Raw genomic sequence first — 15,193 nt, 5'->3', positions numbered from 1 at the left:
GGCCCGCCCTCGCGGGTCGGGGGAAGGTTACGGATCAGACGCCCGCGCCGACGGCACGGCGGCGCAGCACGGCGAACGCGACGCCCGCGGCGCTGACCGAGGCGAGCGCACCGCCCGCCGCGAGGAGCGCGGTCTCGTTGCCGTCACGCACGCCCTCGGCACCGGCCGCGACGCCGCCCTGCGGGACGGCCTTGGTCTGGGCGGCACCGGCCGACACCAGCTGCGTGGAGGCGTTGGTGGCCTTGGCCCCGCCGCCGGTGGAGCCGCTGCCCTTGGCGCCGGCCGCGCCGCAGTCCTTGGAGCCCACCGGGAAGTTGCTGACGACGGACGGGTAGTCGCCGCCCTGCATCTTCGTCACGAGCTGGGGGTTGGCGCCGTTGGGGTCGACAATCTTGCCGGTGCGGCCGTCGGACGGGTGCTCCCGGTCCATGATCACGCCGGTGGTCTCGCCGGTGCCGTCCTTGTAACGGACCTGCGGACCCTCGGGCCCGTTGGTCAGCACGGCGATGGTGCCGGCACCGATGTGGGCCTCGACGGTCGCGGTGCACTCGGTGGTGCCGCTCGGGCCGGCCATGACCTGAACGGTGACGGAGCCGTCGGCCGCGCTGAGCCGGATGCGCTGGCCCTTGTACTCGCCGTAGCCGTCCTTGCCGTCGGCCTCGATGGTGTTGAGGGTCGCGCCGGCCGCCCCGCCGCGCAGGATCTTGCCCTGGTAGTGGTTCGGGCCGAGCTTGTAGACGCGGACGACTCCGCCCTGGGGCAGCGTCTCCATGCCGATGTACTCGGACTTGTCGTCCTTGTCACCCTTGCCGGTCCACGAGGACTCGACCGTCCCGTTCGGGTTCAGCACCACGCGCATGCCGCCGTAGTAGCCGACGTCGGCCTTGCCCTCGCTCGACAGGATCAGTACGACACGGCCGTTGACGGCGAGCTCGGCCCGGAAGGCGTTCGGCCGGTCCTTGCCGACCGAGATCTGGTGCCCGTCGACGAGGGTGAAGGTGGTCGGGGACGTGCCCTTGCCGTCGCCCTTGTCGGCGTCGGTCTGGGTGGCGGCGTCCTTCTTCTCGGGCTCGGTCTGGGTGGCCGCGTCGGCCTTCTTGCCCGTCCCGGCCTGCGTACCGGCCTCGGCCTTCTTGCCGGCCCCGGACGTCTCCGTCTTCGCTTCCCCGGACTTCTGGGCGGCACCGGCCGGTGCCGCCGGGGTGTTCGTACCGGTACCCGGCTCGCCCGCCTTGACGGCGGACGCCGCAGGGGCGGCCGGCGCGGCCGGAGCCGCAGGCTCGGCGGCGAACGCGGCGGTCGCCGGGGCCAGGACGGCGGAGGCGAGTGCGGCGGAGGCGAAGACGGCGCGGACGGCGTTACGACGGCGGCGCGGGGACAAAGCTGACATGCTGGACTCCTGGCGAGATCAGGCCTGGGAAGAAGGGAATTCGCATGCCGCTTCCCTCAGTTCGGGTGGGGCCGGAGAGGTCGGGCGGTTCTGCTGAGAAAAAGCTTATGGATCACAAGTGATCGAACTTTCCGCTTTTTGTCACCAAACATCGACAGCAAGCGGAAGATGCGGCACCCCTTCAGGCCTAATCCGACCGAACCGGACATCGAGCCGGACGCTAAGGTCGAAGAGCAGCCGGCCGCCGACCGCCCCCGCCACACCGCCCGATCGCCAAGTGATCTTGCTGGTCAGCGCTTTGCCGCCACCCGAGGGGGTGACACGCGCTACGCGCGTAGATATGCTCATCCGGTGACCATGCACCCTCCCCCAACAGTTCCCTCAAACGGCAACGAAGCCGCCGAGCGACTGGCGTCGATGGCGGACGTGACCGCTTCCGACGGTGCGCTGCGCCGCTTCCTGCACGGCCTCCCGGGCGTCGACCCGGTCGGGCTGGAGGCCCGCGCCTCGGCGCTCGGCACCCGCTCGATCAAGACGACGGCGAAGGCCTACGCCATCGACCTGGCGATCTCCATGATCGACCTGACGACCCTGGAGGGCGCGGACACTCCGGGCAAGGTCCGGGCGCTGTGCGCCAAGGCCGTCAACCCGGACCCGACGGACCGCGGGACCCCCCGTACGGCCGCGATCTGCGTCTACCCCGACATGGTGGCCACCGCCGCCCAGGCCCTCGCCGGCTCCGGCGTGAAGGTCGCCTCCGTCGCGACCGCGTTCCCGGCCGGCCGGGCCGCGCTGCCGGTGAAGCTGGCGGACACCAAGGACGCCGTCGCCGCGGGCGCGGACGAGATCGACATGGTGATCGACCGGGGTGCCTTCCTCTCCGGCCGTTACCTGTCGGTCTTCGAGGAGATCAAGGCCGTCAAGGAGGCCTGCCGCCGCGAGGACGGCTCGGCCGCCCGGCTGAAGGTCATCTTCGAGACCGGCGAGCTGTCGACGTACGACAACATCCGGCGCGCCTCCTGGCTGGGCATGCTGGCCGGCGCCGACTTCATCAAGACCTCGACCGGCAAGGTCGCGGTGAACGCCACCCCGGCGAACACCCTGCTGATGCTGGAGGCCGTGCGCGACTTCCGCGCCACGACCGGGGTGCAGGTCGGCGTGAAGCCCGCCGGCGGCATCCGCACCACCAAGGACGCGCTGAAGTTCCTGGTGCTGGTCAACGAGACCGTGGGCGAGGAGTGGCTGACCAACGAGTGGTTCCGCTTCGGTGCCTCCAGCCTCCTCAACGACCTGCTGATGCAGCGCCAGAAGCTGAGCACCGGGCGCTACTCCGGTCCCGACTACGTGACGGTGGACTGACCATGGCTTTTGAATACGCACCGGCGCCCGAGTCGCGCGCGGTCGTCGACATCGCCCCGTCCTACGGGCTCTTCATCGACGGCGAGTTCCGCGACGCCTCCGACGGCAAGGTCTTCAAGACCCTCTCCCCCTCCACCGAGGAGGTCCTCTCCGAGGTCGCCCAGGCGTCGGCCGAGGACGTGGACGCGGCCGTCAAGGCCGCCCGCAAGGCGTTCGAGAAGTGGTCCGCCCTGCCGGGCGCGGAGCGCGCGAAGTACCTCTTCCGCATCGCCCGGATCATCCAGGAGCGCTCACGCGAGCTGGCCGTCCTGGAGACGCTCGACAACGGCAAGCCGATCAAGGAGACCCGCGACGCGGACCTCCCGCTGGTCGCCGCGCACTTCTTCTACTACGCGGGCTGGGCCGACAAGCTCGACCACGCCGGCTTCGGGCCGAACCCGAAGGCGCTGGGCGTGGCCGGCCAGGTCATCCCGTGGAACTTCCCGCTGCTGATGCTGGCGTGGAAGATCGCTCCGGCGCTGGCCGCCGGCAACACCGTGGTGCTCAAGCCGGCGGAGACCACTCCGCTGTCGGCGCTGTTCTTCGCGGACATCTGCCGCCAGGCGGGCCTGCCCAAGGGCGTCGTGAACATCCTGACCGGCGACGGCTCCACCGGCGCCGCGCTGGTGGCCCACGACGGCATCGACAAGGTCGCCTTCACCGGCTCCACCGGCGTCGGCAAGGAGATCGCCCGCTCCCTGGCCGGTACGGACAAGAAGCTCACCCTGGAGCTGGGCGGCAAGGGCGCCAACATCGTCTTCGACGACGCCCCCATCGACCAGGCCGTCGAGGGCATCGTCAACGGCATCTTCTTCAACCAGGGCCAGGTCTGCTGCGCGGGCTCGCGCCTGCTGGTGCAGGAGTCGATCCAGGACGAGCTGCTGGACGCCCTCAAACGGCGGATGTCCACGCTGCGCGTCGGCGACCCGCTGGACAAGAACACCGACGTCGGTGCGATCAACTCCGCCGAGCAGCTGGCCCGTATCAAGGCCCTGGCCGACAGCGGCGAGGCCGAGGGCGCCGAGCGCTGGGCCCCGGCCTGCGAGCTGCCGGGCAACGGCTACTGGTTCGCGCCGACGCTGTTCACGAACGTCACCCAGGCGCACCGCATCGCCCGCGAGGAGATCTTCGGCCCGGTGCTGTCCGTGCTGACCTTCCGCACGCCGGGCGAGGCCGTCGCGAAGGCCAACAACTCGCAGTACGGGCTGTCGGCCGGCATCTGGACCGAGAAGGGTTCGCGCATGCTCGCCGTGGCGGACAAGCTGCGGGCCGGCGTCATCTGGGCCAACACGTTCAACAAGTTCGACCCGACCTCGCCCTTCGGCGGCTACAAGGAGTCGGGCTTCGGCCGCGAGGGCGGCCGCCACGGTCTGGAGGCCTACCTCGATGTCTGAGCGACTTAGCGTCTTCAAGACCTACAAGCTGTTCGTCGGGGGCAAATTCCCCCGGTCCGAGAGCGGGCGGGTGTACGAGGTGACGGACTCTAAGGGCAAGTGGCTCGCCAACGCCCCCCTGTCGTCCCGCAAGGACGCCCGTGACGCCGTCGTGGCGGCGCGCAAGGCGTTCGGCGGCTGGTCGGGCGCGACCGCGTACAACCGCGGCCAGGTGCTCTACCGCGTCGCCGAGATGCTCGAGGGCCGCCGGGACCAGTTCGTCGCCGAGGTCGCCGACGCGGAGGGGCTGTCGAAGGCCAAGGCCGCCGCCCAGGTGGACGCGGCGATCGACCGCTGGGTCTGGTACGCGGGCTGGACCGACAAGATCTCCCAGGTCGTCGGTGGCACCAACCCGGTCGCGGGGCCGTTCTTCAACGTCTCCTCGCCCGAGCCCACCGGCGTGGTGGCCGTCCTGGCGCCGCAGGAGTCCTCGTTCCTGGGCCTGGTGTCCGTGATCGCCCCGGTGATCGCCACCGGTAACACCGTGATCGTCGTGGCGTCCGAGAAGGCGCCGCTGCCGGCCCTGTCGCTGGGCGAGGTGCTCGCCACCTCCGACGTGCCCGGCGGCGTGGTCAACATCCTGTCCGGCAAGGCCGCGGAGATCTCTCCGTCCCTCGCCGCGCACCAGGACGTCAACGCGATCGACCTGGCCGGCGCCGACGCCGAGCTGGCGAAGGCCCTGGAGTTCGCCGCGGCCGACAACCTCAAGCGCGTCGTCCGTCCACAGGCTGTGGACTTCTCGGCCGACCCGGGCACGGACCGGCTGACCGCCTTCCTGGAGACGAAGACCGTCTGGCACCCCACGGGCTCGCTGGGCGCGGGCGGCTCGTCCTACTGAGCCGCCCCCGCAGCACGACGACGGCGGTGGTTTCCCCGGCCGGGGAAACCACCGCCGTCGTCGTGTACGCGCTCAGTGGCCGCCCTGACCGGCCTGACCGGCCTGGGGGCCCTGCAGCGCCCCCAGCGCCTGGCCGACGAGCGGCAGGTCGCCCACCTGCCCGCGCTTGGTGACGGGCGACGTCAGCATCTGGGTGCCGACCGGCTTGAAGTCGGCGACCTGCGTGCGGGCGCCGTTGTTCAGCGGGTCCACGGGCGTGGCCGCCAGCGGGTGGTACTTGAAGGTCTGCAGGACCGGCGCCAGGCCCTGCACCGACTTCTCCAGCGCGATGCCGGTGCCGGCGAACGCCGCGCCGACGTCGGTGCGGCCGAGCTGGGCGGTCGGCGGCTGCGGCTTGGCGCTCGCGTCCGCGGCGCCGCCCGCGACGAGCGCCGCGCCGGCCGAGACGGTCAGCAGCCCCACGCGTGCGAGCGTGCGCCGTCGGCGCGGCGGAGGGACGGGCGCGGTTCGTGCGTGACGCGCGTGACGTGCGTGGGAGGCCATGACCACCTGCCGGAGCGTGAGTTGTGTGACCGGTACGAGTCGGTCGATTCGACAGCGCAGCGTAGCGAAGCAGTGACGATGCGTGCACGCCTCGACCCGGGGGGATCCTCCATACGGCTCAATGCCTCACACTGGTGTCCCGTGACATCCCTCCTGACACCCGCGCGCGTCATCCTGCTCACCGGTCCGTCCGGTTCCGGAAAGTCGTCCCTGGCCGCCCGCACCGGGCTGCCCGTGCTCAACCTGGACGACTTCTACAAGGAGGGCCACGACCCGACGCTTCCCCAGCTCCCCGACGGCAGCGGCACGGACTGGGACTCGCCCCTGTCGTGGGACGCGGAGGCGGCTGTCGCCGCGATCGACTCCCTGTGCCGCACGAGCCGCACGGACGTGCCGCTGTACGACATCTCCACCAGCTCGCGGGTCGGGGCGAGCGCGCTCGACATAGGCCGCACTCCGCTGTTCATCGCGGAGGGCATCTTCGCCGCCGACATCATCGGGCAGTGCCGTGACCTCGGTCACCTCGCCGACGCCCTGTGCCTGCGCGGCCGTCCCTCGACGACGTTCCGCCGCCGCCTGGTGCGCGACCTGCGCGAGGCCCGCAAGCCCGTCCTGTACCTGATCCGCCGCGGCCTGCGTCTGATGCGGTCCGAGCGGGCCATCGTGGCGCGCCAGACGGAGCTCGGTGCGTTCGCCTGCGGCGGGGAGACGGCGATGGGCCGGATCGCCGCGGCCGCCGCCGGGCGGCGCGAGAGCGTCCATTCCTGAGTGTGCTGGAGCGCGTGTCCTGAGCGCGTGCTCCAGGACGACGGGCGCATGCGAGAGCGGGCGAGGCAGTCCCCCCGGCTGCCCGCCCGCTCTCTTCCCCCGTGTTCCCCCCGTTGGTTCCCCCGGGGGCTCTCCCGAGCCCCCGTCACCGGCTAGGCGACGAGCTCCCCGAAGGACTCCCGTACGCCCCGGCCGGAGCCGATGACCTCGTCCTCGCGCAGCCGGCGCAGCGAGCGCCAGATGCTGCTCTTGACGGTGCCGACGCTGATGTCGAGGATCTCCGCGATCTCCGGGTCCGTACGGCCCTCGTAGTAGCGGAGGACGAGCATGGTGCGCTGGAGCTCGGGCAGCCGGGCGAGGGCCTGCCACAGGACGGCGCGCAGTTCGGTGCCGCGCATGGCGTCCGTCTCGCCGACCGTCTCCGGCAGCTCCTCGGTCGGGTACTCGTTGAGCTTGCGGCGCCGCCAGGCGCTGATGTGCAGGTTGGTCATGGTGCGGCGCAGGTAGCCGCCGACCGCCGCCTTGTCGGTGATCCTGTCCCAGGCGCGGTAGGTGGAGAACAGCGCGCTCTGCAGCAGGTCCTCCGCCTCGTGGCGGTCCCCGGTGAGGTGGTACGCGGTCGCGTACAGGGAGGCCCGGCGCTCCTGGACGTAGGCGGTGAACTCCGCCTCGCTCCGGGACACGCCGCCGGTCTTCTCCCCCGTGGCCCCCAAGGCGCCCCCCGCGCCTGAAGTGGGCTCCCCGTACGCGATCGCGTCGATGGCCACCATGTAAGGCGGCCGTACACGTCCGGTGCCGCGAGCGCACCCCCGCCCGCCCACGGCACCGGACTTCTCCGTGCTCCGGCCGGCGTCGTGAAGGCGCGTGCGAACTGCGCTGTTCGTGGTGCTGTGCAGTGTGTTCATCTCGCGCCCCCCGTCGGTGGAGCCAGCTCGGTCCGTCAGTGACCCGGACCCTGGGAACTGCCCGGTGAAGAGAAGCCTGCCGGGCCAGTTTCATGGCGCTGTCCGCCGACTGTCACAGCCCTGCAACAGGCCGTGCCGCCGCTGTTGCCGGACCGTGGGGAGTCGCTGCGGCGTCCTTCTGTCGAACTACCGGCCAGTCTTAGGCCAGAATGACCACCGTGCCTTTCCTGTTGCTGATCGAGGACGACGACGCCATCCGCACGGCTCTCGAATTCTCCCTGTCCCGCCAGGGTCACCGTGTGGTGACCGCGGCGACGGGCGAGGACGGCCTGAAGATGCTGCGCGAGCAGCGGCCGGACCTGATCGTGCTGGACGTGATGCTGCCCGGTATCGACGGCTTCGAGGTGTGCCGCCGGATCCGGCGCACCGACCAGCTGCCGATCATTCTGCTCACCGCACGCAACGACGACATCGACGTCGTGGTCGGCCTGGAGTCCGGTGCGGACGACTACGTGGTCAAGCCCGTGCAGGGGCGGGTGCTGGACGCCCGCATCCGGGCCGTGCTGCGCCGTGGGGAGCGGGAGTCGAGCGACTCGGCGTCGTTCGGTTCGCTGGTCATCGACCGGTCCGCGATGACGGTCACCAAGAACGGCCAGGACCTGCAGCTGACGCCGACCGAGCTGCGGCTGCTGCTGGAGCTCAGCCGCCGGCCGGGGCAGGCGCTGTCGCGGCAGCAGCTGCTGCGGCTGGTGTGGGAGCACGACTACCTCGGCGACTCCCGGCTGGTGGACGCCTGTGTGCAGCGGCTGCGCGCCAAGGTCGAGGACGTGCCGTCGTCGCCGACGCTGATCCGTACGGTCCGTGGGGTCGGCTACCGCCTGGACGCCCCGCAGTAGGGCGTACGCGGCAAGGCGATCACGTCGTAGTTCATCCGTAGTGCGAAGGACAGAGAGCCCACAGTGACAGAAGAGCCCGGTCGGGTGCGGGGCTGGGCGGCGGCCACGAACGTCATGAAGCTGAGCATGCGGTGGATCAGCCTGCGGCTGCGGTTGATGCTCGTCTTCGCGCTGGTGGCCCTCGCCGCCGCCGTGTCGGCGTCCGCCATCGCGTACTGGCTCAACCGCGACGCGGTCCTCACCCGTACGCAGAACGCCGCTCTCGACGACTTCCGCAAGACGCTGCAGGACAACACCGGATCGCTGCCGCTGACCCCGACCTGTCCGGAGCTGCAGGAGGCCGCGGACCGGATGGCGGCCACCTCGCAGAAGTACGAGGTGCTGCTGATCGGCAAGGTCAAGGGCGGCGGCGACTGCGCGGCGCCCTCGGACCGCGATCTGTTCACGCTCGCCGTGGTGCCGAAGACGCTGGTGACGGCCGTCAACCGGGAGCGGAAGGTCGACGACTCCAACCCCTTCCCGTACCACCTGTACTGGCAGCGGATCACGCTCGACGGCAAGCCGTACCTGGTCGGCGGCGCGAAGGTGATCGGCGGTGGGCCCACGGGCTATCTGCTGAAGTCCCTGGACAACGAGCGGGCCGACCTCAACTCTCTCGCCTGGTCGCTGGGCATCGCCACGGGACTGGCCCTGATCGGCTCCGCGCTGCTCGCCCAGGCCGCCGCCTCGACGGTGCTGCGGCCCGTGCAGCGGCTCGGCGACGCGGCGCGAAGGCTCGGCGAGGGCAAGCTGGACACCCGGCTGCAGGTCTCCGGCACGGACGAGCTGGCCGACCTGTCGCGGACCTTCAACAAGACGGCGGAGTCGCTGCAGAAGCGGGTGGAGGACCTGAGCTCGCGGGAGGCGGCGAGCCGGCGCTTCGTCGCCGACATGTCGCACGAGCTGCGGACCCCGCTCACGGCGATCACCGCGGTGACGGAGGTGCTGGAGGAGGAGGCGGACTCCCTCGACCCGATGATCGCGCCCGTCGTACAGCTCGTGGTCAGCGAGACCCGTCGTCTGAACGACCTGGTGGAGAACCTGATGGAGGTCACCCGCTTCGACGCCGGCACGGCCCGGCTGGTCCTGGACGACGTGGACATCGCCGACCAGATCACGGCGTGCATCGACGCGCGGGCCTGGCTGGACGCCGTCGAACTGGACGCGGAGCGCGGCATCATGGCGCGGCTCGACCCGCGCCGCCTGGACGTCATACTCGCCAACCTCATCGGCAACGCCCTCAAGCACGGCGGCTCCCCGGTGCGGGTGTCCGTGCGGCAGACGGACGAGGCCCTGGTGATCGCGGTGCGCGACCACGGCCCCGGCATCCCCGAGGACGTGCTGCCGCACGTCTTCGACCGGTTCTACAAGGCGAGCGCCTCGCGCCCGCGCTCCGAGGGCAGCGGCCTGGGCCTGTCCATCGCGCTGGAGAACGCCCACATCCACGGGGGCGAGATCACCGCGGCGAACTCCGCGGAAGGCGGCGCCGTGTTCACCCTCACCCTCCCCCGTATCGACTCCGGCTCCGAGAACGACGGCGGCGCCCCGTCCGGTGGTCCGGCGGAAGGGAGCGCGGAGTGAGACGCGCCATCACCCGCACGACGGTCCTGGCGACGGGCCTGGCGGTCATGTCCACGGTCGCCGGCTGCGGCATCAGGGGCACGGCCGTGCCCGTGGACGCCGGGAGCGCGCCCTCGCGTGCGACGTGCGTCACGCGCCCCGGCCCGCAGAGTGCGCCGCCCCCGGGCAACATCACCATCTCCGTCCAGCTCGTGTGTACCTCACAGCTACTCCCCGTGACCCGGGTGGTCCCCGTCCAGGAGGACGACCAGGCCGTCTCGCTCGCCCGCGCGCTGCTGGACGAGCTGCGGCGGCAGCCCGCCCCCGTCGAGGAGGAGGCCGGTTTCTCCACGGACGTCCCCCAGCGGCTGACCGTGAGCGGGCCGCGCAAGGGCGACCCCGACCGGACGCTGCGCCTGAACACCGCGCCGGAGGAGCTGCCTCCGCCGGCCTTGGCGCAGGTCGTGTGCACCTACGCCGGTACGGCCGCGGCCGACGGACGCAGCACGGTGGTCCTGGGCGGTCCCGGCGAGGACAAGCCCCGCGGTTACACGTGCACGGAGGAGACGCGCACCCACCCGGAGACGGTGCACAGCACCCCTGGCGCCGTCTGACGACAACGGGCGCTGACTCTCTGTACCCGGCTGCGGAACCGCGCGCCCCGCGCACCGCGTCATGGGGGGCGTGCAGCGTCATGGCTACGGCGGTACGCCCGCCCTCCGATACCGCTACCGCGTGGCGGGCTGTGTCCTCCTGGTTGCCCACCTCCTGGTGGTCGGCTGGCTCGCCCTGCGACCGCTGACCGCCCCGTGGGTGTCCGCCGCGCACCTGGAGCCGCTGGCCACGATCCGGGCCGATCTGGCGCTGGGGCCGTGGGACGCGACGCGGTCGCTGGCGGCCGGGGTGCTGCCGTTCGCGCCGCTGGGGGTGCTGCTGCCCTGGGCGGGGGGCCGGATCGTGGCGTCGACGCCGGTCTCGCTGGCCCGGACGGTCTTCACCGCGGCGATGATCTCGCTGCTGTTGCAGGTGGTGCAGAGCGGTGTGGTGGGCCAGGTCCTGGACGTGGACGCCCTGCTGCTGAACGTCACCGGCGTGACGGTGGCGCACCTGGCCGTCGTCCCCGCGGTACGGGCCCGGCTCCGTCGCAGGTCCGACGTGGGCCCTACCCGGACCGTCCGCCGGGAGGAGACGGAGCGGGGGTTGACCCCGACGATCCCCAGGGTCGGGATCGCTCCGTAGAGTGACGCTCCGCCCAGGGTGGCGGTCGTAGCGTTGAGGTCATCGGGAAAACGTTCCCGCACCGATGGCACCTTGACGTGAAGGAGTCGCTGCCATGTCCGCTCCGCTGGTCCGCCCCCGCAACCACAAGATGATCGCCGGAGTCTGCGCGGGTCTGGCCGAGCGCTTCGGCACCTCCCGGACGACGATGCGGGTGATCTTCCTGCTGTCGTGCCTGCTGCCCGGCCCGCAGTTCGTGCTCTACATCGCGCTGTGGATCCTGATGCCCGCCGAGGGCACCTCCCGGGCCGCCGCCAAGGGCTGGTGACGCCACGGCCCCCGCCCGGGACCACGCGGGCCGCGCACCCCGGACGGGGGTGCGCGGCCCGTTCGCGCTGTTCCTCTCGTCCCGCGCGGCGCCGTCAGCGCATGTTGGGGGTGCCCAGGCCCGGCAGGGAGAGGCCGTTGGGGGCGATGGCCTTGGTGGGCAGGCCGCCGAGCAGGCCGGCGTTGCCCTTGTTGTCGGCGGGGGCGTGCGTCAGCTTCTCGGTGGGCAGGTGGGGGGCGAGGGCGGTGTCGAGGGCGTGGGCGGTCTGCTCCAGCAACCCCGACTTCACCGCCCGGTCCGCGGCGATCGCGACCGGCCCGCCGGCCGGGGCCACCTGGCCGACCGACTCGACGGGAAGCGCCTTCTCCACGCCCGTGGCGGTGGTGGTGACGGACTCGAGCGTGCCGGCGGAGGCGGTACCCGCCGCACCGACGGCGATGACGGCACCGACAGCGGCGGCGCCGAGGGCCTTGAGGGATGCCTGCTTCATCTGATCAGTCCTCGTGACGGGGATGACGGGGAAAAGCCGAGCGGCTCTGCAACCTAGCCACGAGTCCACCCGGCCCGCAATCAATGACACGGCCGGGGCGCGAAGCCCCGGCCGTATTCACTGAATTCCCCCGTCTGCCGACCGGCGGAGTCACCCCGAAAGGGAATTGCTGGTCAGACCGTGCCGGTCGCCGTCTGGCGGAACAGCCACTCGGACTTCAGCTCCGCGTAACCCGGCTTGATCACGTCGTTGATCATGGCGAGACGTTCATCGAATGGGATGAAGGCCGACTTCATCGCGTTGACGGTGAACCACTGCATGTCATCCAGGGAATAGCCGAACGCCTTGACCAGGTGCTCGAATTCCAGGCTCATGCTGGTACCGCTCATCAGACGATTATCGGTGTTCACCGTCAGCCGGAAGTGCAGCTTACGGAGAAGACCGATCGGGTGCTCTTCATATGAACTCGCCGCAGCGGTCTGAAGATTGGAGGTCGGGCACATTTCCAGCGGAATGCGCTTGTCCCGCACGTACGAGGCCAGCCGGCCGAGCTTGACCGTGCCGTCCTCGGCGATCTCGATGTCGTCGATGATCCGCACGCCGTGGCCGAGCCGGTCCGCGCCGCACCACTGCAGGGCCTGCCAGATCGACGGCAGGCCGAAGGCCTCGCCCGCGTGGATCGTGAAGTGGTTGTTCTCGCGCTTGAGGTACTCGAACGCGTCCAGGTGGCGGGTGGGAGGGAAGCCCGCCTCGGCGCCCGCGATGTCGAAGCCGGCGACGCCGGAGTCGCGGTAGCGGTTCGCCAGTTCGGCGATCTCCAGGGCGCGGGCGGCGTGCCGCATGGCGGTCAGCAGGGCGCCGACGCGGATGCGGTGACCGTTGGCCTTCGCCCGGCGCTCGCCCTCACGGAAGCCCTCGTTCACGGCCTCGACGACCTGCTCGAGGGTGAGCCCGGCCTCCAGGTGCTGCTCGGGGGCGTAGCGCACCTCCGCGTAGACGACGCCGTCCTCGGCCAGGTCCTCGGCGCACTCGGCGGCGACGCGGACCAGCGCCTCGCGGGTCTGCATGACGGCACAGGTGTGCGCGAAGGTCTCCAGGTAGCGCTCCAGCGAGCCGGAGTCCGCCGCCTCGCGGAACCAGATGCCCAGCTTGCCCGGGTCGGTCTCGGGGAGCTTGTCGTAGCCGACCGCGGCGGCGAGGTCCACGATCGTTCCGGGGCGCAGTCCGCCGTCGAGGTGGTCGTGGAGCAGCACCTTGGGCGCGCGCCGGATCTGATCGGAGGTGGGCTGGGCGGCCGGCTGGGAGAGGGTCTCGCTCGTCATTTCGGCACTCTAGCCCCTACGCGCGTAGATATCGGCGAACGATACGGAACGGTGACCCATCGGTGGGGTGGACACCACCCGTCCTTCTGCCATCGTTGTCTGCCATGGTGCAGCAAGCGTTGCCGCAGCAAGATCCAGAAGGCCCGGCGGACCCGCCGGAATCGGCTCGCCTCGGCAAGCCGCTCGGTGCCGGGGACACCATGAGCGCCGTGCACGGAGCGGCCCTGTTGCTCCCCGAGGGCGGCGCCACCGGAATACGCCGCCCCTCCTTCCTGACGTCGGCCGCACAGCGGCCGCTGGCCCGCCGGCTGACCCGGGCGGGCGCCGACGACGGCCTGGTCGTCCACGTAGTGGGCTACCGCCACCGCGGATGGAACGGTTCCGCCGCGCATCCGGTGCGGGACGCGCTGTGGGCGGCGGACGAAGTGGTGCGGCGCTACGGCGACGTGCCGGTCTGTCTGATCGGTACGGGCATGGGCGCCCGCGCCGCGCTGCGGGCCGCCGGGCACGCGGCCGTCACCTCCGTCCTGGCGCTCGCCCCCTGGCTGCCCGAGCCGGAGGCGGTCCTGGACCCGGAACCGGTGCGTCAGCTCGCTGGCAGACAGGTGATGCTCGTACACGGCACCAATGACGAGCGGACGGACCCGGACCTGTCCTACCGGCTCGCGGAGCGGGCCAAGAAGGTCAACCGCGACGTCTGCCGCTTCGAGGTCCACTCCGACGGGCACGCGCTGCGGCAGCACCGGCCGGAAGTCCTGGCCCTGGCCGCCGACTTCGTCCGCGGCGCGCTCTTCGGCCACCACTACGCCCGCCCGGTCGCGGACGCCCTGGCGGCACCCCCACCGCTGGGCCTCCGCATGCCGCTCGCTTCGGGCTTCGGGTCGAGCCTCGGTCACTGAACGGGGCTCCGCCCCGGACCCCGGTCCTCAATCGCCGGACGGGCTGGAATATCCAGCCCGTCCGGCGATTGAGGACAAGAAACGGTGAAAGGGCGGGGCAGGGGCAAAATCCCCACCGCCCGGCACCGGCGCCGTCACCGGTGCAGCAGCAACTGCCCCCGCCGCGAGAGCAAAAACCGCTTGAAGGCCGCCACCGGAGGCGTGTCCGGATGCCCGTCCAACCACGCCACCCCGATCTCCCGCACCGGCCGCGGCGCCGTCACCGTCAGCTCGACGACCCCCGGCCGCGGCACGGCCGGCGGGGGCAGCAGGCCCACGCCGAGCCCCGCCGCCACCAGCCCGCGCAGCGTCTCGGGGTCCTCCCCCTCGAAGGCGATCTTCGGCGTGAACCCCGCCTCCGCGCACAGCGCGTCGGTGATGCGCCGCAGCCCGTAGCCCGGTTCGAGCGTGACGAACAGCTCCCCGGCCGCCTCCGCGAGGCGGATCCGCTTCCGTACCGCCAGCGGATGGTCGTCCGGCACGACCAGCCGCAGCCGCTGCTCGTCGAGCCGGCGGGCGACCAGGTCCGGCTCGTCCGGCACGGGCGAGGTCAGGCACAGATCGAGGTCGCCGTCGCGCAGCCGTTCGATCATGGCCTCGCCGTAGTTCTGGACGAGCTGGAAGCGGACGCGCGGATGATCGGTTCGGAAGGCGCGGATGAGCTCGGGTACGGTCTCCGAGCCCATGGTGTGCAGGAAGCCGAACGCGACCTTCCCGGTGGCGGGGTCGGCGTCGGCCCGTACGGACTCGGCCGCGCGGTCGACCTCGGACAGGGCGCGCTCGACCGTGCCGAGGAACGTCCGCCCGGCCGCGGTGAGCGAGACCGTACGGCCGTGGCGGGCGAAGAGCGCGACGCCCAGGTCGTGTTCGAGGCGGGCCATGGACCGGCTCAGCGTGGACTGCGGCATGCCGAGCTGCTGGGCGGCGCGCGTGACGTGCTCGTGGCGGGCCACGGCGACGAACTGGGCGAGGCGCGGCGTGAGGGTCGTCGCCCACGAGCCCTCTTCGAGCTCGGCCGTTGGCGTACCGTCAAAGTTTTGGGTAACACTCCTGTTGCCACTTGGTGACAGTGACGGCCGTGACCTGCGCTCATGCTGCATGTGATCGATTATCGGCATTCTGTGCAT

16 protein-coding genes are annotated in these 15,193 nt (G+C 71.4%); 10 read left to right on the top strand and 6 right to left on the bottom strand.

Annotated elements, in window-relative coordinates; all coding sequences use genetic code 11:
• Nucleotides 1-34: 34 nt before the first annotated feature.
• Nucleotides 35-1,390: a hypothetical protein gene (locus ACIGXW_RS09065; protein WP_399571494.1), complete on the bottom strand. Its 1,356-nt coding sequence runs from the start codon at nt 1,388-1,390 to the stop codon at nt 35-37.
• A 357-nt stretch (nt 1,391-1,747) separates the two neighbouring features.
• On the opposite strand from ACIGXW_RS09065, the gene deoC reads away from it, so the two are divergent.
• The 3 genes from deoC to ACIGXW_RS09050 are packed head-to-tail and all read left to right on the top strand — an operon-like array spanning nt 1,748 to nt 5,059.
• Complete coding sequence (gene deoC / locus ACIGXW_RS09060) at nt 1,748-2,749, top strand: deoxyribose-phosphate aldolase (protein WP_071964311.1); 1,002 nt, start codon at nt 1,748-1,750, stop codon at nt 2,747-2,749.
• Nucleotides 2,750-2,751: 2 nt separating this feature from the next.
• Complete coding sequence (locus ACIGXW_RS09055) at nt 2,752-4,182, top strand: aldehyde dehydrogenase family protein (protein WP_399571491.1); 1,431 nt, start codon at nt 2,752-2,754, stop codon at nt 4,180-4,182.
• A complete protein-coding gene (locus ACIGXW_RS09050) occupies nt 4,175-5,059 on the top strand; it encodes an aldehyde dehydrogenase family protein (protein ID WP_071964300.1) in 885 nt (294 codons plus the stop codon). Before ACIGXW_RS09055 ends, ACIGXW_RS09050 begins: the two co-directional genes overlap by 8 nt.
• A gap of 72 nt (nt 5,060-5,131) precedes the next feature.
• Here the strand turns inward: ACIGXW_RS09050 and ACIGXW_RS09045 are convergent, their stop codons facing one another.
• A complete protein-coding gene (locus ACIGXW_RS09045) occupies nt 5,132-5,521 on the bottom strand; it encodes a hypothetical protein (RefSeq protein WP_360914133.1) in 390 nt (129 codons plus the stop codon).
• A 159-nt stretch (nt 5,522-5,680) separates the two neighbouring features.
• Between ACIGXW_RS09045 and ACIGXW_RS09040 the strand changes: the two genes are divergently transcribed.
• Nucleotides 5,681-6,370 (top strand): ATP-binding protein, encoded by a 690-nt coding sequence (locus tag ACIGXW_RS09040; protein WP_071964313.1) that lies wholly within the window; start codon nt 5,681-5,683, stop codon nt 6,368-6,370.
• 152 nt (nt 6,371-6,522) lie between these two features.
• On the opposite strand, the gene ACIGXW_RS09035 is transcribed toward ACIGXW_RS09040, so the two are convergent.
• Entirely contained in the window at nt 6,523-7,275 is a 753-nt protein-coding gene (locus tag ACIGXW_RS09035) for a SigE family RNA polymerase sigma factor (protein ID WP_071964301.1), read from the bottom strand.
• A 218-nt stretch (nt 7,276-7,493) separates the two neighbouring features.
• Here ACIGXW_RS09035 and afsQ1 point away from each other — a divergent pair, with 218 nt between their 5' ends.
• The 5 genes from afsQ1 to ACIGXW_RS09010 all read left to right on the top strand — a co-directional run bounded on the left by afsQ1 (nt 7,494) and on the right by ACIGXW_RS09010 (nt 11,316).
• Nucleotides 7,494-8,171 (top strand): two-component system response regulator AfsQ1, encoded by a 678-nt coding sequence (gene afsQ1 / locus ACIGXW_RS09030; RefSeq protein WP_177338123.1) that lies wholly within the window; start codon nt 7,494-7,496, stop codon nt 8,169-8,171.
• 114 nt (nt 8,172-8,285) lie between these two features.
• Complete coding sequence (locus ACIGXW_RS09025) at nt 8,286-9,791, top strand: ATP-binding protein (protein ID WP_399572484.1); 1,506 nt, start codon at nt 8,286-8,288, stop codon at nt 9,789-9,791.
• On the top strand, nt 9,788-10,384 hold the full coding sequence (locus ACIGXW_RS09020; RefSeq protein WP_399571488.1) for a hypothetical protein: 597 nt from the start codon (nt 9,788-9,790) through the stop codon (nt 10,382-10,384). Before ACIGXW_RS09025 ends, ACIGXW_RS09020 begins: the two co-directional genes overlap by 4 nt.
• Nucleotides 10,385-10,454: 70 nt before the next feature.
• The gene (locus tag ACIGXW_RS09015; RefSeq protein ID WP_071964315.1) at nt 10,455-11,009 is read left to right on the top strand and encodes a VanZ family protein; all 555 of its coding nucleotides are present in this window, start codon (nt 10,455-10,457) and stop codon (nt 11,007-11,009) included.
• Between the two features lie 94 nt (nt 11,010-11,103).
• Complete coding sequence (locus tag ACIGXW_RS09010) at nt 11,104-11,316, top strand: PspC domain-containing protein (protein ID WP_071964304.1); 213 nt, start codon at nt 11,104-11,106, stop codon at nt 11,314-11,316.
• A gap of 94 nt (nt 11,317-11,410) precedes the next feature.
• On the opposite strand, the gene ACIGXW_RS09005 is transcribed toward ACIGXW_RS09010, so the two are convergent.
• A complete protein-coding gene (locus ACIGXW_RS09005) occupies nt 11,411-11,806 on the bottom strand; it encodes a hypothetical protein (protein ID WP_071964305.1) in 396 nt (131 codons plus the stop codon).
• 173 nt (nt 11,807-11,979) lie between these two features.
• Nucleotides 11,980-13,128 (bottom strand): adenosine deaminase, encoded by a 1,149-nt coding sequence (locus tag ACIGXW_RS09000; protein WP_071964306.1) that lies wholly within the window; start codon nt 13,126-13,128, stop codon nt 11,980-11,982.
• Nucleotides 13,129-13,232: 104 nt separating this feature from the next.
• Here ACIGXW_RS09000 and ACIGXW_RS08995 point away from each other — a divergent pair, with 104 nt between their 5' ends.
• A complete protein-coding gene (locus ACIGXW_RS08995; RefSeq protein ID WP_399571485.1) occupies nt 13,233-14,027 on the top strand; it encodes an alpha/beta hydrolase in 795 nt (264 codons plus the stop codon).
• 134 nt (nt 14,028-14,161) lie between these two features.
• Here the strand turns inward: ACIGXW_RS08995 and ACIGXW_RS08990 are convergent, their stop codons facing one another.
• Nucleotides 14,162-15,166: a LysR substrate-binding domain-containing protein gene (locus ACIGXW_RS08990; protein ID WP_360914112.1), complete on the bottom strand. Its 1,005-nt coding sequence runs from the start codon at nt 15,164-15,166 to the stop codon at nt 14,162-14,164.
• Between the last annotated feature and the right edge of the window lie 27 nt (nt 15,167-15,193).

It is taken from the genome of Streptomyces sp. NPDC053079 (genome assembly GCF_044546695.1).
Classification (GTDB): Bacteria; Actinomycetota; Actinomycetes; order Streptomycetales; family Streptomycetaceae; genus Streptomyces.
This window is presented reverse-complemented; position numbering and strand designations above follow the sequence as displayed.